Below are 20000 nucleotides of genomic sequence, written 5' to 3'. Positions count from 1 at the left end.
GCCACACTTAAGTGCTGCCCGCACCGGTAAGGTGAACGTCAAACCGCCTTATAGTCATGGAGGAGAAACATGCGGATCTACATCACCGGCGCTTCCTGCGCGGGCGTGACCACTTTGGGTCGACACCTCGCCATGCAACTCGGCGTGCGCCAGGTGGATGTCGACGATTACTACTGGATGCCCACCAACCCGCCTTTCACCACCAAGCGGCCTCCCAACGAGCGCGTGTCACTGATGCAGCAAGCACTTGGCGATGCCGGGTGGGTGCTGAGCGGGTCTTGCATGGTGTGGGGAGATGCGCTGATCGCGGACGCCGAACTGATCGTATTCGTTGCGACCCCTACCCCCGTTCGCCTTGAACGGCTCGCAGCACGTGAAACCCAGCGATTTGGCGACCGGATCGAGCCCGGTGGCGATATGCATGAGATACACGTGGCATTCAGGGAATGGGCTTCGCAGTATGACGATCCGAATTTTTCAGGGCGCAACCGAGCGTGGCATGAGGCGTGGTTGTCACGGCAGACGGCGCCGGTCCTGCGGATTGATGGGATGGTCACGGCTGAACAGAGGGTTGCCGATGTCCTTCAAGCGCTGTCGCACACCTGCCCTCTGAACTTCCTCAAAAAATGATGCCAATTTGACTGCTCGCTGACCCTAAAGCGTTGATTGACGAAAATCGCGAGGGCCGGCTGTTCTACACCGCCCGCGCGTTGGTGTCATCGCAGCACCAACGCGCACATTGTCCAACCGCCCCACTCCGCCTTATCCTCACACCTCCACGCACACCCGGAGCTGCCATGGACCTCGCCACCCTCGCCCTCTTCCTCCCTGCCTGCTTCGCCCTCAACATGGCGCCGGGCCCGAACAACCTGCTGTCCGTGAGCAACGCCACGCGCTACGGCTACCGCACTTCCTGCCTGGCCGGTTTCGGCCGCCTGCTGGCGTTCGCCGGCATGATCGCCCTCGCCTCGGCCGGGTTGGCGGTGGTGCTGCAGACGTCGGAGTTGTTGTTCTACGGGATCAAGATCCTGGGGGCGGCGTATCTGTTCTACCTGGCGTTTCAGTTGTGGCGGGCCAATCCCGAGGCTGAGGCGGCTGTGGCGGCGAAGAAGGTGGGGTTGTGGGCGTTGGCGCGGCAGGAGTTTTTGGTGGCGGCGGGCAACCCGAAAGCCATCCTGATCTTCACCGCCTTCCTGCCGCAATTCGTGGTGCCCGGCCAGCCGATCACGCCGCAGTTCGCGCTGCTGGGCGCGATGTTCCTGGTGCTGGAATGGATCGCCATCAGCGCCTACGCCTACATGGGCCTGCATATGCGTCGCTGGTTTGCCGAGCCTCGCGGCAAGCGGATTTTCAATCGCTGCTGCGCGGGGTTATTGTCGGCGGCGGCGTCGGTGTTGTTGATGGCGCGCAGGGCCTGATCAACTTCAAACAGTCAAGGAGACACACAATGAAAACCATGGTGGTAGGCGCAAGCAAGGGTTTGGGCAAAGCCCTGATCGAAGGGCTCGGGGAGTCGGGGGATACGCTGATCGGTGTGTCCCGCACCCGCCCCGAACAGTTGCAGCACAAGGCCGGCGTCGAGGTGCAGTGGATCGAGGCCAACCTCGCCAAACCGGCCCAGGCGGCGCAGGTCATCGCCGAGGCGATTGCCGACACCGGCCTGGACACGCTGGTCTACAACCTGGGCATCTGGGAAGAATTTGCCTTCGACCCGGCCTACAACTTCCTGGCCGATGGCGATGAGCAGATTGAAGCCATCGTCACCTGCAACATCACCTCTACCCTGCTGCTGATCAAGCGCCTGTTGCCGATGCTGCTCAAGAGCAAAAACCCCAGGATCATCCTCACCGGTTCCACCTCCGGCCTGCCGCAAAGTGGTCGTCCGGAAGTGGCCTTCGGGGCGTCCAAGTTCGCCTTGCGCGGGATCGCCGATGCGCTGAGGGAAGGTTATCGCCAGCAGCGCCTGGCGGTGACGTGCCTGAACCTTGGCTATCTGAATACCGAGGACCCCTTGAGCACTCCGCGCGAGCAGGCCGAGCAGCGTGATGAGGGCCACTCGATTCCCGTGCACGATGTGGTGCAGGTGGTCCGCATGACGTTGAGCCTGTCCTCGGCCAGTTTCGTCAAGGACATCACCTTGCCGGCGATACTGGATGAGCGCTTTTAACCCAGGAGCACAGGCATGACCCGAGATGACCTCGCCAGGTTTTACCAAGGCTATATCGACTGCCTGAACCACCAGGACTGGGACCGCCTGGGTCATTACGTGCACGCGCAGGTGACCTATAACGCCGAAGTGGTCGGCCTCGCCGGCTACCGCGCGATGCTGGAGCGGGATTTTCGCGAGATACCGGACCTGGTGTTCCATATCCAGTTGCTGGTGGCCGACCCACCCACCGTGGCCAGTCGTTTGAACTTCAAGGTCACGCCCCGGGGCGAATTCTTCGGACTGCCGATCAATGGGCGCCAGGTGAGGTTCGACGAGCATGTGTTTTATGAAGTGGTCGATGGCAAATTCGCCCACGTCTGGTCGGTGATCGACACAGCGGCCATCGCCCAAAAACTGGCCGTCTAGACTCCACGTACCCATTCACACGTGGAGCCCGATCATGACCCGCAAAAACACCCTCTGCCTCTGGTACAACGGCACCGCCCTGGAGGCCGCGACCTTCTACGCCATGACCTTCCCGGACAGCCAGGTGAATGCCGTCCACCTGGCACCTGGTGATTACCCCTCCGGCAAACAGGGCGATGTATTGACTGTGGACTTCACCGTGTTGGGCATCCCCTGCATTGGCCTCAACGGCGGGCCGATCTTCCCGCACACCGAGGCGTTTTCGTTCCAGGTGGCCACCGATGACCAGGCGGAAACCGACCGTTACTGGAACGCCATCGTCGGCAATGGCGGCCAGGAAAGCGCCTGCGGCTGGTGCAAGGACAAATGGGGGGTGTCGTGGCAGATCAGCCCCCGCGTGCTGACCGATGCCGTGACCCACCCGGACCCGGCGACAGCCAAACGCGCCTTCGAGGCGATGATGACCATGAAAAAGATCGACATCGCTGCCATTGAAGCGGCGGTCGCGGCAGGTTAAGGCAACGCCTCAAGCATCGCCTTGGCCGCCAGTGCATGCACCTTGCGAGTGGGGTGCCATTCGTCCCAGTAGTAATGGGTATCAGGGTCGGCGCACACCGGTTTCACCTGCGGGTAGGTGGCCTGGCACGGCGTGTCGAAGTCGGTGAAACCATTGTCCGCCGGGTTGGCGCGCAGTCTGTCGCTGAAGGCCAGATGATCGAAGTAGCTCACCTTCGCCGTCCCGATCTGCGCCAGCACTGCCGGAAGTTGCTGCGCGAGCAACTGCTGGTACTTTTTCGCGTTGTCGACCTGATTACCCTGCACCACGGCAGGCACATGGCTCAGGTCCGTGGTGCCCACGACCATGATGTGCCTGGCGCCTGCTGCAACCAACTGTTCGGTGGCGCTGCGGATATTCGCCACGCTGGCTTCGCTCAAGGCCTCGACTGTTTCAGGATGGGCGAAGTCGGCCCATTCAAAAAAATCGTTGGCCGAGATGAAGATGAAATACAGCGCCTTGGGGTCGGCCTTGTAGGCCTTGGCGGCCTGCAAATGCTCAGTGACCTGGCCCAGTACGCCAGTGTCGCGCGACGGCATCATCCACGTGTAGTAGTTGCCATGGCCACTCTTGGCGCCGCCCACCGCATAGTCGGTCAGGGGGATGTTCAACGCCTGTGCCAGGCCTTCGACGGCGGTGGGGCCATTGCTCCAGCGTCCCTTCCAATACAGGGGGCCTGGCAGTGCCTGGGCCTCCTTGACCTTCTGCGCGGCGAGGCGGGTGGTGAGTGCCTCACCCGCGCCATTGTCGGAGTAGCTGTCGCCGAAGGCATACAAATGATCGTAGGTCGAACCGCCAAAGGCGGTCGAGGCGGACAGGATCAACAGAGCGGCCAGACACGCACGTCGGATCATCGAGGTTCTCCCGGAATATCTGCACAGCCTACCGCCTCGTTGCAACCACGGCAGAACAATTGCGACCCGCACATATCCGGCGGCGGCCACCCCATGGCTGTACACAGGCAGCCATCCTCGTTAGGCTTGCGGCCCGCAACATCCGGTTAAAGATTCAGCTATACCCGCCGTCACCCTTACATCCCTGAATGGACTCAACGAGGCTCCCGTGCGCTTTATCACTCCCCTTTTGCTGATCGGTGGCATTGCCACCCTGTCCGGTTGCGCCACCCAGAAAGCCCAGGTCGATCAAATGTTCACCCTGGCCCTCGCGCAACCCCTGGTGGAAAACAGCATCGTGCGCGAAGGCGATTCGCTGAGCTTCGAGCTGCTGATGCCGCCCATTCCCAATGGCGTGCGCCGCACGATGCAAGTTGAAGCCGCGTGTGCGTCACCGAAGGTCTACCTGCTGTACCTGGATGCTGTGCGCCGGATGTACCCGGCCAGCATTGATCGCTATGCGTCCGCGCAGACGTTGTCGCCACAACAGTATGCAACCCTGGCTGCCAACCCGACCTTCGTGCGCGCCTGCGCCGAGACACCCAAGCCCGACTGGCGCCTGGTGCAGACCAATGAGCGTGACAACCAGGTCCTGATCGACGCCAACAGCATCAAGACCGTCAACGGCGAAACGCGCTTCTGGGCCGCCTTCGATAACCCGACGGTGCTCAACGACCTGCCCTACAACGCGCCCTACGCGCAAAAACGCGAACACTTTTCGGTAGCCTGCAAAGCCGGCACCTACATGCAACTGGCCGGCTACGACATGGATGCCAACAACCGCGTCAGCGACGGCCGTGTCGACAGTTCCCCCACGCCACAGAACATCGCTGGCAGCAATGCCGACTATGCGTTGCTGTTCAATAACGTCTGCGTCAACCCGGAAAAAATCGCCGCGCTGCCGGCGTTCAAGCCACGCCTGAAGGCTCCAGCTACCATCGCCCTGACGTCGGTGCAGCCAGCCGTACTGGCGGCCATCACGCAGCTGAACCTGGACAAGCCCGCCCGTTCGTTCAAGTACGTACAGTTGGTCGGCACCAGCAACTACCGTGGCAAGACCAGCGATAACAAAAGTACCCAGTTCATCAGCCAGGATGCGCCGAGCGGCCAACTGGCCCTGGCGACCCGTGGCGACGGTTATGAGAGCCAGGCCGTGAGCTGGCGCAACCTGCTCCACCTGGTGTCGAAAGCCACCTACGGCGGTTCGGGCATGGCCGAGAGCTCGACCCTGACCCAACTGAGCTTCACCGGCAACTGGAAGGCCTTGCCCGTGGGTGAGACGGTGACTTATGCGTCCACGCGTTCCAGCCTCAACAGCCTGATCGGCAGCAGCACCAATGCGCAAACCACTCGCTGCCAGGTCGAGCGTGAGTTGCCGGCCAGCGAACTCAACGCGAAACTGGCGGGCAGCGCCAAGGCGTTGTCCTGCCGTGTTGACGACGACAAGTACAAGCGCGTGAGCCACCTGTACTTCCTGACCGACTACGCTTACTTCTTTGAATCGAGCACCGACAAGAACGAGTTTTTCTACTCCGACTCGCGTATCGATAAATTCGAATAAGCACCGTTGACACACTCTGCAATATTCCATGAAGATGGAGGCCTTATTCAGGGTGTGTCAGCGAATGTCCACAATGTCCTCCGTTAACCTTTGCGCCATTGGCTTGATTGCCAAGGCGCAAGGTTGCGTTGCGCACGCCCTCAAATCGAAGAAACAGTCGCTCATGTGACCGGGGCGCGCTGTCCCGTCAGATGAGCTGACAGGACATTGAGCGCGACGGTCTCCCCCTCCTTTGCACAATTGCCCTTGCCCTTCTGACGGTGACTCCAGCGGTCAACTATCAGGAGAAAGTGCATGTCAGCGTTTCAAGGTATCTGGGTTCCCGTGGTCACGCCGTTCCATGACGGCGCCATCGACTTTATCGGCCTGCGCCGGCTGGTCAGCCACCTGCTGGAAAAGCACGTGGCCGGGATCATGGTCTGCACCACCACCGGGGAGGCCGCGTCGCTGAGCCGTCAGGAACAACTGGCAGTGCTCGACGCAGTGTTGCAGTTGGTGCCGGCGCACCGCGTGGTGATGGGCCTGGCGGGCAACAACCAAATTGAGTTGCTCGAGTTCCAGGGTGAAATCCTGCAACGCCCGGTGGCGGGGTTGCTGGTGCCCGCACCAAGTTACATCCGCCCGTCCCAGGCCGGCCTGGAAGCGTTCTTCCTTACAGTGGCGGATGCCTCCAGTGTGCCGGTCATCCTCTACGACATCCCCTACCGCACCGGCGCAACCTTCGAGCAGGCCACGCTGCTGAACATCATCGCTCACGAACGCATCGTCGCGATCAAGGACTGTGGCGGCAACCTGGGCAATACCCTCGCGTTGTTGGCCAGTGGTGCGGTGGACGTGCTGTGTGGCGAAGACCTGCACATATTCAACGCGCTGTGCCTTGGCGCGACAGGCGCCATCGCGGCCTCGGCCCACCTGCATACCGAGGAATTTGTGGCGCTGTGCCAGCAAGTGCGCGACAACCAGCTCGCCGAAGCGCGAGCGACGTTCTTCCGGTTGCAGCCGCTGATCCACACGATGTTCATGGAACCCAACCCGGCGCCGGTCAAAGCCGCGCTGGCCTTGCAGGGTTTGATCGGCAGCGAGTTGCGCGCGCCGATGCAGGCCGCCAGCGCCAGCGTCGTCACGCGCTTGCAGCAGGTGCTGAACCCGCCCGGCTAATGCGCCAAAAACAGACAGCCAACGGACCGTCCGGTTGCGACCGGACCGATCCCGGCCTATCGTCGAACCCACGCTTTGCCTTTTGCTGTCCATCCCATCCGTATTCAGGTGACGACATGCCCAGCCTTCCCCGCCCCGCTGTCCTCGAACTGATCGGCAACACGCCGTTGGTTCGGGTCAGCCGTTTCGATACCGGCCCCTGCACGCTGTTCCTCAAGCTTGAATCCCAAAACCCCGGCGGTTCCATCAAGGACCGTATCGGCCTGGCGATGATCGACGCCGCCGAACGCGACGGCCGCCTGCGCCCCGGTGGCACCATTATCGAAGCCACCGCTGGCAATACCGGCCTGGGCCTGGCGCTGGTCGGCCGGGCCAAGGGCTACCGCGTGGTGCTGGTGGTGCCCGATAAGATGTCCACCGAAAAGGTGCTGCACCTCAAGGCCATGGGCGCCGAGGTGCACATCACCCGCTCCGACGTCGGCAAAGGCCACCCCGAGTATTATCAGGACGTGGCGGCGCGCCTGGCCAAGGACATCCCCGGTTCGTTCTTCGCCGACCAGTTCAACAACCCCGCCAACCCCCTGGCCCACGAAACCAGCACCGCGCCTGAGATCTGGGCGCAAACCCAGCACGATGTCGATGCGATTGTGGTAGGTGTCGGCTCAGCCGGCACCCTTACCGGGCTGACGCGTTTCTTCAAGCGTGTGCAGCCGGCGCTGGCCATGGTGCTGGCCGATCCGGTGGGTTCGGTGATGGCCGAATACAGCCGCAGCGGCCGCCTGGAAACGCCAGGGTCTTGGGCAGTGGAAGGCATTGGCGAAGACTTCATCCCCTCGATTGCCGACCTCTCCAGCGTGCGCCATGCCTATTCCATCAGCGATGAAGAAAGCTTCGATCACGCCCGGCAGTTGCTCAAGGCCGAGGGCATCCTGGGTGGTTCCTCCACCGGCACGTTGCTCGCCGCCGCCCTGCGCTACTGCCGTGAACAGACCGAGCCCAAGCGCGTGGTCACCTTTGTTTGCGACACCGGTACGCGCTACCTGTCGAAGGTCTACAACGACCAATGGATGAACGACGCGGGGCTGTTGCAATACAAGCACTACGGCGACCTGCGCGACCTGATCGCGCGGCGCTTCGAAGACGGCCGCGTGATCAGCGTGAGCCCCGACGACACCCTGCTCACGGCGTTCCAGCGCATGCGCCTGGCCGACGTCTCGCAACTGCCGGTGCTGGTGGACGGTCAAGAACTGGTGGGGGTGATCGATGAGTCCGACATCCTGCTGGGCCTGCACCATGACGCCGCAGACTTCAAGATGATTGTCGCCAGCGCCATGACCAACACCTTGCAAACCCTGGCCCCCAGCGCCAGCCTGGCGGAACTGCAGGCGGAGCTGGATCGCGGCCTGGTTGCGATTATTGCCGACGATTCAGGCTTCCACGGCCTGATCACCCGCGTCGACCTGCTTAACCACCTACGGAGATCCCTTGCATGAGTCAGTCCGATAAAAGCGCGTTTGCCACTCGTGTGATCCACGCCGGGCAATTCCCCGACCCAACCACGGGCGCGCTGATGCCGCCGATCTATGCCAACTCCACCTACCTGCAAGACAGCCCCGGCGTGCACAAGGGCTTCGACTACGGCCGCTCCCACAACCCCACGCGCTTCGCCTTGGAACGCTGTGTGGCCGACCTCGAAGGTGGCAGCCAGGCGTTTGCGTTTGCGTCCGGGCTGGCGGCGATTTCCACCGTGTTGGAGCTGCTCGACGCCGGCGCCCATATCGTCTCCGGCAATGACCTGTACGGCGGCACCTTCCGCCTGTTCGACAAAGTGCGCCAACGCAGCGCCGGGCACCGCTTCAGCTTTGTCGACCTGAGTGACCTGTCGGCGTTTGAAGCAAGCCTGCAGGACGACACACGCATGGTCTGGGTCGAAACCCCGAGCAACCCGCTGCTGAGCCTCACCGACCTCAGCGCCATCGCGCGTATCTGCCGCGATCGAGGCATCATCTGCGTGGCCGACAACACCTTCGCCAGCCCATGGATCCAGCGTCCGCTGGAACTGGGCTTCGATGTGGTGGTGCACTCCACCACCAAATACCTCAACGGCCACTCCGATGTGATTGGCGGCATTGCCATCGTCGGCGACAACCCCGAGCTGGCTGAACGCCTGGGCTTCCTGCAGAACTCGGTCGGCGCCATCGCGGGGCCCTTCGACGCGTTCCTCACCCTGCGCGGCGTGAAAACCCTGGCCCTGCGCATGGAACGCCATTGCAGCAATGCCCTCGACCTGGCGACTTGGCTGGAACAGCAACCGCAAGTGGCGCGGGTTTACTACCCAGGCCTCACGTCTCACCCGCAGCATGAACTGGCGCGCAAACAGATGCGCGGGTTTGGCGGGATGATTTCGATTGACCTGAACAGCGACCTGGCCGGCGCGACGCGCTTCCTGGAAAACGTCAAGATCTTCGCCCTGGCCGAAAGCCTCGGCGGCGTGGAAAGCCTGATCGAACACCCGGCGATCATGACCCACGCGAGCATCCCGGCGGCCACGCGCACTCAGTTGGGGATTGGAGATGGGTTGGTACGGTTGTCGGTGGGGGTAGAGGACGTAGAAGACCTGCGCGCCGATCTGGCCCAGGCGCTGGCGCGAATCTGACCCAAATGGCCGCCGGCACACCGGTGCCGGCGACCATGGAGCGCCCTAGGGAATCACACGTTGCTGTCTAAGGCTGTCGAGTGCATTGAACAGCGACTGTTTCGAGTCAACCCTTTCGGTGAAGCCGTACCGGTAGAGCTTGTTGGTGTCCGAAATAATGTCGGTCTCGGTATGGAAAATGAAATCACCGAACGCCCACCCCACGAGCTTTTCCAGGTCCGGCTGAATCAACTGGTCACGCTCGGCGATCTCGCGCCATAGCGCAGCCTTGTCGCGCATATGCCGTGCCAGCGTCAGCGGTACCGGGTGCGCCGTTTGCAGGCCCAGATGCGCGGCGGCGTCCTGCCACATCCGCTCCCAGCGGAAGACATCGCCATTGGCGACGTTGAATGCCTCGCCCCCGGCGTTCTCGCTGAGGGCGGCCCAGACGCTCGCGCGCGCCAGCAAACCGGCATCGGTGAATTGCAGCAACTGCCCATAGGCTTTGTCCGTGCCCGGATAACGCAGCGGAATGTCCAGTGCGCGGGACAGCGCGGCGAACACGCCGATCACCAGGGCGATGTTCATCGGGTTGCCATGGATGTCCCCCACCACCAGGTCAGGGCGCAACGCCACATAATCCCAGCGACTGCGCTCGGCCCGCTGGCGCAACTGTGCTTCCTGGGCGAGATACAGGTTGGGCGGCATATGCCCCGGGTCGCTCTCCAGCGCCGGCGTAAGCACCTTGGCTCCCAGGTGTGAGCCATAGATCTTGAAACCCTGATAGATCACTACCCGCTGCAACGCGGTGTTGGCTTGCTCAAGTCCGTCCAGCACATTGGCGAGCATTTGCGCATTGCGCTCGGCCTCTACCGCCAGGTCAGGGTCCGGGCTGAACGCGGCATAGAATACATGGGTAGTGTCGCGCGCAGCTTGCACCGCGGCGGCCACGGCTTGCGCGTCGGTCAGGTCCGCCAGCAACGTTTCGGTGCCTGCCGCAGGCCGTCGATCCAGCGCCCGAACCTGCCAACCCTCGCGTTTGAGTTCCTGTGCAACGGCATTGCCGATGATGCCGTTGGCGCCGACAACCAGCGCGGTTTTTCGATTCAAGCTCATCCAGTTCTCCTTCCCCTGCTGTAGATGTGCAAGGGTCGAAGCAGATGATGCCGGCGACAAGACCTGTGATATAGACTGCCATCACGATTGGCTTATATGACTTTAATTCACAATGGCACGATGGGACATCAACCGACTGGCGGAAATGGAAGTGTTCGTCCGTGTGATCGAGCTGGGTAATTTCTCTGCCGCTGCACGGGACTTTCGCCTGACACCCTCGGCCGTCAGCAAATTGCTGACCCGCCTGGAAACCCGCCTTCAAGCGCGCTTGCTCAATCGCACCACGCGGCGCCTCACGCCGACGCCGGAAGGCCACGCCTTCTACGAGCAATGCGTGAGGATTCTCGCGGACGTGGAGAATGCCGAGCGCAACACGTCCGGCATAGGCGAGCCACGGGGAAGCCTGCGGGTCAGTGCCAGTGTGCCATTCGCCCAGAGTGTATTGCTGCCGCTACTGGCGGGCTTTCTGGCGCGTTACCCCGGCATCACCGTGGATATTGTGTTGACCGACCATGTGGTGAACCTGGTCGAGGAACGCACGGACGTCGCCATCCGCCACGGCCCGCTGGAAAACTCGCGCCTGGTGGCCAGGAAGCTCGGTGAGTCGCGGATGATCATCGTCGCCTCGCCCGCTTACGCTGCGCGCCACGGCCTGCCGTCTGTACCGCAAGAGGTGATTGGCCACAACCACCTGGACTTTGGCTACACCCGCACCTTGAAGGGCTGGCCGTTTATCGTCGACGGTGCACAGTGGCTGACCGCGCCGCAAGGCAACCTGACCGCCAGCGACGGCGAAGCGCTGCGGCAGTTGGCGCTGGCCGGCATTGGCCTGGCGCGCCTGGATGAGTTCCAGGTGGTGGATGACATTGCGGCAGGCAGATTGCTGCCGGTGCTACAGGCCTTCAACCCCGGCGACCTTGACCCGGTGCACGCGGTGTTCCTGGGCCAGGGCGCACAGATGCCGCTGCGCGTGCGGGTGTTCCTCGATTACCTGGTCGCCAACGTCCGACTCAAACGCCTGGCCCGCTGAATGCCAGCCATGAAAAAAGCACCCGGGGGTGCTTTTTTTGGGGGCGGGAAGAATCAGCGCGACGCGGCGGTCACACTGGCCCGTGCGCTATGCAGCTTCTTGTAGCTCTCGATCAAGCGCAAGTGCCGGTCCAGCCCGTCCAGCTTCATGCTGGTCGGCGTCAGGCCATAGAAGCGCACATCGCCTTTCACCGAGCCAATCACCGCGTCCATGCGCTCATCACCGAACATGCGGCGGAAGTTGGCTTCGTAATCCGCCAGGTCCAGGTCGTCGTCCAGTTCCATCTCCAGCACCGCATTCATCGCCTGGTAGAACAGGCCACGCTCGGCGGTGTTGTCGTTGTACTGCAGGAACATCTCCACGCACTCCTTGGCCTCTTCGTATTGCCGCAAGGCCAGGAAGATCAGCAGCTTCAATTCCAGGATGGTCAGCTGACCCCAAGCGGTGTTGTCGTCGAACTCGATGCCGATCAGGGTGGTGATATCGGTGTAGTCATCCAGCTCGCTTTCAATCAGCCGCTCGACCAAAGCCTGCAGTTCTTCCTCATTGAGGCGGTGCAGATTGAGGATATCCTCACGGAAAAACAGCGCCTTGTTGGTGTTGTCCCAGATCAGGTCATCCACCGGGTAGATTTCCGAATAGTCCGGCACCAGGATGCGGCACGCGGTAGCGCCGAGGTGCTCGTACACCGCCATATAGGATTCTTTACCCATGCCTTCAAGGATGCCGAACAGGGTCGCGGCTTCCTGGGCATTCGAGTCTTCGCCTGCGCCGGTGAAGTCCCACTCGACGAACTCGTAGTCCGACTGCGAGCTGAAGAAGCGCCACGACACCACGCCACTGGAGTCGATGAAGTGCTCGACAAAGTTGTTCGGCTCAGTCACTGCCTGGCCTTCGAAGGTGGGCTGCGGCAAGTCGTTCAAGCCTTCGAAACTGCGGCCTTGCAGCAGTTCGGTGAGGCTGCGCTCCAGCGCCACTTCCAGGCTGGGGTGTGCGCCGAACGAGGCAAACACGCCGCCGGTGCGCGGGTTCATCAGGGTCACGCACATCACCGGGAATTCACCGCCCAGGGACGCGTCCTTGACCAGCACCGGGAAACCCTGGGCTTCCAGACCCTGGATACCGGCCAGGATGCTCGGGTACTTGGCCAGCACCTCGGCGGGTACATCCGGCAAGGCGAACTCACCTTCGATGATTTCCCGCTTCACCGCGCGTTCGAAGATCTCCGACAGGCACTGCACCTGGGCTTCCGCCAGGGTGTTGCCCGCGCTCATGCCGTTGCTGAGGTAGAGGTTTTCGATCAGGTTGGACGGGAAGTACACCACCTCGCCATCCGACTGGCGCACGAACGGCAGCGAAACAATGCCGCGCTCTTCATTGCCCGAGTTGGTGTCGAACAGGTGCGAACCGCGCAGTTCGCCGTCGCGGTTGTAGACCTTGAGGCAGTACGCATCGAGGATTTCGCTCGGCAGTTCGTCGTTGGCGCCGGGCTGGAACCAGCGCTCATCCGGATAATGCACGAACGGCGCGTTCGCCAGTTCCTCACCCCAGAATTGGTCGTTGTAGAAGAAGTTGCAATTGAGCCGCTCGATGAACTCACCCAACGCCGACGCCAACGCGCCCTCCTTGGTTGCGCCCTTGCCGTTGGTGAAACACATCGGCGAATGTGCATCGCGGATATGCAGCGACCACACGTTGGGCACGATATTGCGCCACGAAGCGATCTCGATCTTCATGCCCAGGCCCGCGAGAATTCCGGACATGTTGGCGATGGTCTGTTCCAGTGGCAGGTCTTTGCCGGCGATGTAGGTGCCGCCCTCTGAGGTCGAGTTCGGCATCAGCAAGGCCTGGGCATCGGCGTCGAGGTTCTCGACTTCTTCGATGACAAACTCAGGCCCGGCCTGCACCACTTTCTTCACAGTGCAACGGTCGATGGAACGCAAAATGCCCTGGCGATCCTTCTCGGAGATATCCGCCGGCAACTCCACCTGGATCTTGAAGATCTGGTTATAGCGGTTTTCCGGGTCGACAATATTGTTCTGCGACAGGCGAATATTGTCGGTGGGGATATTGCGCGTCTGGCAATACAACTTCACGAAGTACGCCGCGCACAACGCCGACGACGCCAGGAAGTAATCGAACGGCCCCGGTGCCGAGCCATCGCCTTTGTAGCGGATGGGCTGGTCGGCAATCACCGTGAAGTCATCGAACTTGGCTTCAAGCCGGAGGTTGTCGAGAAAGTTGACCTTGATTTCCATGGGGGCACACCAGAATAACGGCTAAACAAAAATGGCCGCCATTATGAGGTTTTTCGGCAGGAAGTTTCAGGCTTTTGACCAGTGGCTGGCGAATTGGCCAATGTGCATTAACCTTTTCGCACATGGCGCCGATGGACTGAGGGCAACCAGGGAGTAGTCGGAATGCGCAATAACCAGCCCGTAACACAGCGTGAGATTTCCCTCGCGCCTTCGCAAAAACTCATCTCCGCCACGGATGTCCGAGGTGTCATCACTTACTGCAATGACGCCTTTGTCGAGATCAGCGGCTTTGAACGCGCCGACCTGATCGGCGCTCCGCAGAATATCGTACGTCACCCCGATGTGCCGCCCGCCGTGTTTGCGCACATGTGGAGTGCGCTCAAACAAGGCCTGCCCTGGATGGGCATCGTCAAGAACCGCTCGAAAAACGGCGACCATTATTGGGTCAACGCCTATGTCACGCCGATCTTCGACGGCAGCAAGGTGGTGGGTTTCGAATCGGTGCGGGTCAAACCCACTGCCGATGAGATCCGCCGTGCCCAGGCCCTTTACCACCGCATCAGCCAGGGTAAGCCGGGCGTGCCACGCCAGGATGCCTGGCTGCCTGCCGCGATCAGTTGCGTGCCGTATGTGGCCACCGGGTTGGCCGGCAGCCTCGCCGGCCTGTTCCTCAGTGCACCGCTGGCGATTGCGGTGGCCGTCGTAGTCGCGGTGCCAGTGGGCGTGCTTTGCTCGCGCGTGCGCCAAGGCAGCACACTGCGCCTGTTGCAGGGGGTGGAACCCTCGACCTCTGACGCCTTGATCGCGCAGATGTACAGCGACGCAAGCGGGCCCCAGGCACGCTTGGAAACCGCGTTCCTGAGCCAAAACGCGCGCCTGAAGACCTGCCTGACGCGTTTGCAGGACAGTGCCGAACAGTTGAGTGCCCTGGCCGGGCAATCCGATCAGTTGGCCACCGCCAGCTCCAAGGGCCTGGACCGCCAGCGCGTCGAAACCGAACAGGTCTCGGCCGCCGTCAACCAGATGGCCGCCACCACCCAGGAAGTCGCCAGCCACGTGCAGCGCACCGCCGACGCCACCCAGCAAGCCAATGTGCTGACCGGGCGCGGCCGTGAAGTGGCACGGGACACCCGCGAGGCGATCGAACGCTTGTCCAGCGTGGTCAGCGAAACCGGCGTGACCGTGGCGCAACTGGCGCGCGACAGTGACGAAATCGGCAGCGTGGTGGACGTGATCAAAGGCATTGCCGACCAGACCAACCTGCTGGCCCTCAACGCCGCCATCGAAGCCGCACGGGCGGGCGAGCAAGGCCGTGGTTTTGCCGTGGTGGCCGACGAAGTGCGCCAACTGGCACAGCGCACGTCGCAGTCCACTACCCAGATCCATGGGCTGATTACCCAACTGCAGGCGTCCTCTAGCAACGCAGTGCAAAGCATGGAGCACGGCCAGCGCCAGGCCCAGGAAGGCGTGGCCTGGGTACTTGAAGCCGACCAGGCGCTGGTGGGCATCAGCGAGGCCGTGTCGCATATCACCGACATGACCACCCAGATCGCCGCCGCCACCGAGGAACAGAGCGCGGTGGCCGAAGAGATCAGCCGCAACATCACCACCATCGCCGAACTGGCCGACCAGACCTCGATACAAGCCCATCAATCCACGGACCTGAGCAAGGAACTGACGAACACCGCGTCCACCCAATATGCGTTGGTCGAGCGCTTCAATCGCTGAGCCTGCACTGAACTGCGGGTGAGCGGGCTTGCTGTGGTGAGCCCGCTTCTTGTGGCAAGCCCACTTACTGTGGCAAGCCCGCTTCTTCTGGTAAGCCCACTTGCTGTGGTGAGCGGGCTTGCCCCGCTCACCACGAAGAACCCGGCTGCCTGGTCTGCGCCCACGTGATACGCCGCTTGGCCCAGGCCCTCCTCCGGCACATGCCCATACACCCGCACCGCATCGGCGCGATACACACCGCTTCGGAGCCCACCCAACCGGTGGCTCCCGTGACAAATACGTGCATGAGTTGACTCCTCGATTACCCCAGGCGTATTGAAAGTTCGATGTCATCGGCAAATGGAACGGACAGGTAGCCGTTCTCGGGGGCGCGTACGTAGGCCAGGTATTCAGGGCAGTAGTCGGTGTTGTCGGCCACCACCAAAGCGCCGGTGCGCAGGTGGCTTTCCACCAGGTTCAGTACATCGCCATAGAGTGTCTTGGCACCGTCCAGCAGCAGCAGATCGACGCTGTCCGGCAGGTCGCTGGCCAGGGTCACCAACGCATCGCCTTCGCGGATGTGGATCAAGTCACTCACGCCGCCCTGGCTAAAGTGCTCCCGCGCCAGGGCCACCTTCGAGGCTTCGAATTCGCTGCCGATCAGCACCCCGCCGCCGTTGTCACGCAGTGCGGCAGCCAAGTGCAAGGTGGACAGCCCGAACGAGGTGCCAAACTCCACGATCGCCCGCGCCTTGCTGCTGCGCGCCAGCATGTAGAGCAGCTTGCCGGTATCCTGCGACACCGGCAGCCACAGGTCCTTGAGCATTGAATACAGCGTCACGTATTCGGTCTTGCTGTGCATCAGCCGGTCGCGTTCTTCCTTCGATACCGTGCTCATCACCGGGCTGGTGGCGGCGCTGGCTTGGGCATACAGGCGTTCAATCAGTGGCGCCAAAGGCGCGGTGGTCAGGCTGGACATAATTGATTTCCGTAGAGTTGGGGCTAAGATGCGACTAATTCGTCGCATTAAAAGTATGCGAGTGATTCGTCGCGTTCGCTATTCGCATTCGCCCTGCTTCCGGAGCCCTGCATGACCAGCCGCCAGACCCCGCGTATTTCCACGCGCAAACAGCCACAACAGGCGCGCTCTACCGAGTTGGTGGCGGCGATCCTCGAAGCGGCTATTCAGGTTTTGGCCAAGGAAGGCGCCACCCGTTTCACCACCGCAAGGGTCGCGGAAAAGGCCGGCGTGAGTGTGGGCTCGGTGTACCAGTACTTTCCAAACAAGGCGGCGATCCTGTTCAGGTTGCAGAGTGATGAGTGGCAGCAGACCACCCAGATGCTGCGCGACATTCTGGAGAAACACGATGAGGCACCGCTGGACCGCCTGCGCACGTTGGTGCACGCCTTTATCCGATCCGAATGCGAAGAAGCGCAGATGCGCGGGGCGTTAAGCGACGCGGCGCCGCTCTATCGCGATGCGCCGGAGGCCCTGGAAGTGCGGGCTGCCGGACGGCAGGCGTTCAAGGCGTTCATGCTGGAGTTGCTGCCCGACGTGTCGATCGACACGCGTACATTGGCCAGTGATCTGATCCTGACCACCCTCAGTTCAGTCGGCAAAGAGTTTTCCAACAGCCCACGCACCATGGAAGAAATCGCTGTTTATGCCGACGGTATGACTGATATGTTTCGCGCCTATGTGATCGCGCTCAACCCTCCATAAAGCGCCCCCTCCCAGCAAAGGACTGCCCATGAACTTCCTCAAGAAACTCTTCGGCTCAACGAAAAAACCGGCTGCGCTCGCCCCGACGCCCACCGCAACGCAATCGCCGGAGCCCGACGCCGCCAACCAGGCCGCCCGCCTGGCCAGCGCCGAATGCCTGGACCGACACTGGCAGTCGGTGGGCACCGTCGAGAAAGACGTGCTCGCCTACCTGATCAGCCCCAGCCTCACCGGCGGTCCCTACTGGCCGTCGACCCGCCAGGCTTATCGCGTGGTACGCCGGGGCGACAGCATCGTGCTGGCAACCGACGGCCTATCCGACCCTTTCGACGACGCCGAAGGCCTTGGCAATGGCTTCGAAATGGAACTGTTCCTGGAAACCGCCGACATCCCCGAACACGCCCGAGGCACACTCGGTGACGTCGACCCACTGCGCCACAGTTGGGCATTCGAACTGCTCGAACACGTCGCCAAGACCGTCGCCAACGCCGGCGGCATCACCCACCAGTTGGAGAACCACGGCGTACTCTCCCTGGAACTGCCCGGCTTCAGCCAATCGCACCTGATGAGCGACCAACTGCCCAGCCTGTTCGTCACCGCCGACGACGCCGCCGGCGTCCTGCTGGGCGGCCCCGCCCCGGACTTCCCGACCCGCCTCGACGACATGCCGCTCTCACCGGTGCAACTGGTGCCCGTGGTGCTGATCACGGCGGCGGAACTTGAATACGTGCGCACAGGTGGCCGCGCGGCGCGGGAGGACTTGGTGGCAAGGTTGCAGGCGGCGGGGGTTGGGCATGTAAGTCGAGTGGGTCGGGAGAGTGTGGTTTAGGTGTGTGCCAACTCCCAGCTGGAATTTGACCCTGTGCAAGCCGCTCGCTTAGGTGAGCGAAACCGACATCCACTTAACTGTCAGGCCTCATGAACGACATAGCCAAAAACTTCAAAGATCGATTCGTTGCATCTCTGCCACAGCTTCCTGCCGACCTCGACCTTCATCTGGATGAGTTCGTCTTGTTTGACGCTGAGTCCCTTCCCACCCGACTTGCAAGGGAAGACTCAAGCCTTCTGGCGGCACAGGGGTTACCGCGTGATGCCGCGCCGTTTCTTTCGTTCTATGCCTATTCACAGCCCGAAATTGAGTCACGGGTGCACATTTTCGGCTTATCCGATTCGTATTTCCCTATCGGTCACAATGGCTCTGGCGACGTTATTGCTATTGATGTGGACAGCCGGCACGTCATCCTCTTCAACCACGACAGCTACAACGAGAGCGTTTTCATAAATTCTTCTCTGGTGCAATTTGCTGAGAGTCTTTGTGTCTATCAAGAGCACCTCAACAAGGAGGCCATGGCTAATTGTCTCGACGCCATTGCAATCATAGATGCGAGAGCAGTCGATCTCGGGTCTATGTGGCAAGTCGAGGTGAGCTCGGAGCTGGCAGATAAATCCTAACGGATGCCAAGACCTTTCTGATTTCTGCCTACGCCCTGGCGAAAGACAAATCGAATGGTGACTGCGAAAACGGAACGATAGCAGTCATTTACCGCACTGATTCAGGTGCCGCGCATGCCTAAGCCGGTCTCCATCGCTAGAAGTTCTCAAGACTGACGTGGATTCCAGCTCGTCCAGCCAACTCAGTAATGGCTTCCAACCGATCAGTGTCAACAATGACACCGTCGTAGTTTTCACCTCCGGAGTCCAGGTGAAGATAACGTTTGCCTAGCGGGGCCAACCACTGATCAAAGTTGTGGAGTATCTCTGGCATTGATAAAGCGGCTTCCCGCACATAGACATAGGGCTCTTTCAAACCACTGGCTCTGACCAGATAGGGCGCTTGATACTCAAATACGTCATCGTCCTTCCAATCCAGGCTTAGGAGAACGAGGTGTTCAAGTTTTTGTCCCTTTGAGTCATTCAGGAACCCCTCCGTGAGGGCGCTGGGTGCGTCATCTCCCATTGCGTATCTACGCATGACACGCCTGACAAGCCTGGCGCCTTCTTTTTCCGGGATGACCGCGACCAGTGCCTGAGCAAAAGCCTCAAGTGCTTTTTTTTGACCGGAATCGCTTCGCTCGGGGCGCAGTTCCTTCATGATTGCTGAAGCGCTGAGGTTGGTCTCCTCGGGTGGAGGCATGGTGAAGCGCCCACCAAAAAGTTTATCTAGAATGCCCATGTCAGTCCCTGTATGACGGAGAGGAAAACCATTTGGTTTGAACAGCCTCAAGTGGAGCGAAATATCCAATAATGGTCCGGGCAACTGAATGCAGGCCATCAAAATTTCATTGGAAAAGCGGGTCAACCATGAAGACAACACGGGCGGCAATTCTTCTACTACTCACCGCCGCCGCATGCCTGAACGGCTGCTATGACTACCGCAGTGGCAAACATTGGAACGTCACTGACCACAGCGATTGGCAGCCCGTTTCCAGCGTTGAATGGGTCAATCGGTCCTGTCATTCACCCGCCACGATCTCAACGGTAAAGGCAAGTGAAGGTTACGCCCATGCACTATTCCTTATTCCGCTAGGGTTTGGGGGGGCAGCTGACAATCCAGCAACCACCTCACTGTTCGTCACCGGAGAAGGTTTGACTGGCCACTGTAATAACACAGCATTGGTCGTATCAGTGAATGGGCGCACCCGTAATGACACGACAATTTCAGCCTGTTCAAAAAACCAAGACTGCTGCGCAGTATCCGTCCCGGTTAGCCGCGATGACATGGAGACGTTGCAAGTTGCAATCAACAACGTCGGCGCGTCATGCAGCTATGCCCCACTGTTGCTTAATA

Annotated in this window: 18 protein-coding genes and 2 pseudogenes; 15 read left to right on the top strand and 5 right to left on the bottom strand. The window is 61.2% G+C overall.

What is annotated here, in order from left to right; genetic code table 11:
* The first annotated feature begins 69 nt into the window (after positions 1-69).
* The 5 genes from AC0IYN_RS24600 to AC0IYN_RS24580 all read left to right on the top strand — a co-directional run bounded on the left by AC0IYN_RS24600 (position 70) and on the right by AC0IYN_RS24580 (position 3092).
* Positions 70-630 carry an ATP-binding protein gene (locus AC0IYN_RS24600; RefSeq protein ID WP_457247524.1) on the top strand — a complete coding sequence of 187 codons (561 nt, stop codon included), beginning with the start codon at positions 70-72 and terminating at the stop codon, positions 628-630.
* A 167-nt stretch (positions 631-797) separates the two neighbouring features.
* Complete coding sequence (locus AC0IYN_RS24595) at positions 798-1418, top strand: LysE family translocator (RefSeq protein ID WP_471843676.1); 621 nt, start codon at positions 798-800, stop codon at positions 1416-1418.
* Positions 1419-1447: 29 nt separating this feature from the next.
* Complete coding sequence (locus tag AC0IYN_RS24590) at positions 1448-2167, top strand: SDR family oxidoreductase (RefSeq protein WP_471843674.1); 720 nt, start codon at positions 1448-1450, stop codon at positions 2165-2167.
* Positions 2168-2182: 15 nt separating this feature from the next.
* Positions 2183-2575: an ester cyclase gene (locus AC0IYN_RS24585; protein ID WP_406598796.1), complete on the top strand. Its 393-nt coding sequence runs from the start codon at positions 2183-2185 to the stop codon at positions 2573-2575.
* Between the two features lie 34 nt (positions 2576-2609).
* Positions 2610-3092 (top strand): VOC family protein, encoded by a 483-nt coding sequence (locus tag AC0IYN_RS24580; RefSeq protein ID WP_406598797.1) that lies wholly within the window; start codon positions 2610-2612, stop codon positions 3090-3092.
* Here the strand turns inward: AC0IYN_RS24580 and AC0IYN_RS24575 are convergent.
* Positions 3089-3985: an SGNH/GDSL hydrolase family protein gene (locus tag AC0IYN_RS24575; RefSeq protein WP_471843671.1), complete on the bottom strand. Its 897-nt coding sequence runs from the start codon at positions 3983-3985 to the stop codon at positions 3089-3091. The genes AC0IYN_RS24580 and AC0IYN_RS24575 overlap by 4 nt on opposite strands.
* Before the next feature lie 208 nt (positions 3986-4193).
* Here AC0IYN_RS24575 and AC0IYN_RS24570 point away from each other — a divergent pair, with 208 nt between their 5' ends.
* From AC0IYN_RS24570 to AC0IYN_RS24555, 4 genes are all read left to right on the top strand, one after another.
* Positions 4194-5585, top strand: coding sequence for a hypothetical protein (locus tag AC0IYN_RS24570; RefSeq protein WP_406598799.1), 1392 nt, complete (start codon positions 4194-4196; stop codon positions 5583-5585).
* A gap of 294 nt (positions 5586-5879) precedes the next feature.
* Entirely contained in the window at positions 5880-6743 is an 864-nt protein-coding gene (gene dapA / locus AC0IYN_RS24565) for a 4-hydroxy-tetrahydrodipicolinate synthase (protein WP_457247520.1), read from the top strand.
* A gap of 116 nt (positions 6744-6859) precedes the next feature.
* Positions 6860-8236 (top strand): pyridoxal-phosphate dependent enzyme, encoded by a 1377-nt coding sequence (locus AC0IYN_RS24560; RefSeq protein ID WP_406598801.1) that lies wholly within the window; start codon positions 6860-6862, stop codon positions 8234-8236.
* On the top strand, positions 8233-9399 hold the full coding sequence (locus AC0IYN_RS24555) for a cystathionine gamma-synthase (RefSeq protein WP_457238237.1): 1167 nt from the start codon (positions 8233-8235) through the stop codon (positions 9397-9399). The genes AC0IYN_RS24560 and AC0IYN_RS24555 overlap by 4 nt, the downstream gene beginning before the upstream one ends.
* A 45-nt stretch (positions 9400-9444) precedes the next feature.
* On the opposite strand, the gene AC0IYN_RS24550 is transcribed toward AC0IYN_RS24555, so the two are convergent.
* Positions 9445-10494 (bottom strand): SDR family oxidoreductase, encoded by a 1050-nt coding sequence (locus AC0IYN_RS24550; protein WP_457238236.1) that lies wholly within the window; start codon positions 10492-10494, stop codon positions 9445-9447.
* 112 nt (positions 10495-10606) lie between these two features.
* On the opposite strand from AC0IYN_RS24550, the gene AC0IYN_RS24545 reads away from it, so the two are divergent.
* Positions 10607-11524, top strand: a complete 918-nt coding sequence (locus AC0IYN_RS24545; protein ID WP_471843667.1) for a LysR family transcriptional regulator — start codon at positions 10607-10609, stop codon at positions 11522-11524.
* 53 nt (positions 11525-11577) lie between these two features.
* Here AC0IYN_RS24545 and AC0IYN_RS24540 read toward each other — a convergent pair whose 3' ends face one another.
* The gene (locus AC0IYN_RS24540; protein ID WP_458375340.1) at positions 11578-13782 is read right to left on the bottom strand and encodes an OsmC domain/YcaO domain-containing protein; all 2205 of its coding nucleotides are present in this window, start codon (positions 13780-13782) and stop codon (positions 11578-11580) included.
* A 162-nt stretch (positions 13783-13944) separates the two neighbouring features.
* Between AC0IYN_RS24540 and AC0IYN_RS24535 the strand changes: the two are divergent.
* Positions 13945-14217 (top strand): annotated as a pseudogene (locus AC0IYN_RS24535) (PAS domain-containing protein); the annotation flags it as partial.
* A gap of 318 nt (positions 14218-14535) precedes the next feature.
* Positions 14536-15510, top strand: a pseudogene (locus AC0IYN_RS24530) (methyl-accepting chemotaxis protein); the annotation flags it as partial.
* A gap of 301 nt (positions 15511-15811) precedes the next feature.
* Here AC0IYN_RS24530 and AC0IYN_RS24525 read toward each other — a convergent pair.
* Positions 15812-16468, bottom strand: a complete 657-nt coding sequence (locus AC0IYN_RS24525) for an O-methyltransferase (protein ID WP_471843664.1) — start codon at positions 16466-16468, stop codon at positions 15812-15814.
* Positions 16469-16579: 111 nt separating this feature from the next.
* Here AC0IYN_RS24525 and AC0IYN_RS24520 point away from each other — a divergent pair, with 111 nt between their 5' ends.
* The 3 genes from AC0IYN_RS24520 (at position 16580) to AC0IYN_RS24510 (ending at position 18664) form a co-directional block, all read left to right on the top strand.
* The gene (locus tag AC0IYN_RS24520; protein ID WP_471843662.1) at positions 16580-17212 is read left to right on the top strand and encodes a TetR/AcrR family transcriptional regulator; all 633 of its coding nucleotides are present in this window, start codon (positions 16580-16582) and stop codon (positions 17210-17212) included.
* Between the two features lie 28 nt (positions 17213-17240).
* On the top strand, positions 17241-18041 hold the full coding sequence (locus AC0IYN_RS24515; RefSeq protein ID WP_471843660.1) for a suppressor of fused domain protein: 801 nt from the start codon (positions 17241-17243) through the stop codon (positions 18039-18041).
* An 89-nt stretch (positions 18042-18130) separates the two neighbouring features.
* Positions 18131-18664: an SUKH-4 family immunity protein gene (locus AC0IYN_RS24510; RefSeq protein WP_471843658.1), complete on the top strand. Its 534-nt coding sequence runs from the start codon at positions 18131-18133 to the stop codon at positions 18662-18664.
* Between the two features lie 136 nt (positions 18665-18800).
* On the opposite strand, the gene AC0IYN_RS24505 is transcribed toward AC0IYN_RS24510, so the two are convergent.
* Positions 18801-19385, bottom strand: a complete 585-nt coding sequence (locus tag AC0IYN_RS24505; RefSeq protein ID WP_457238282.1) for a DUF6630 family protein — start codon at positions 19383-19385, stop codon at positions 18801-18803.
* Positions 19386-20000 lie beyond the last annotated feature (615 nt).

Source organism: Pseudomonas sp. AC112 (assembly GCF_979253545.1).
The sequence above is the reverse complement of the archived record's forward strand: the minus strand, read 5'-3'. Positions and strand labels throughout refer to the sequence as shown.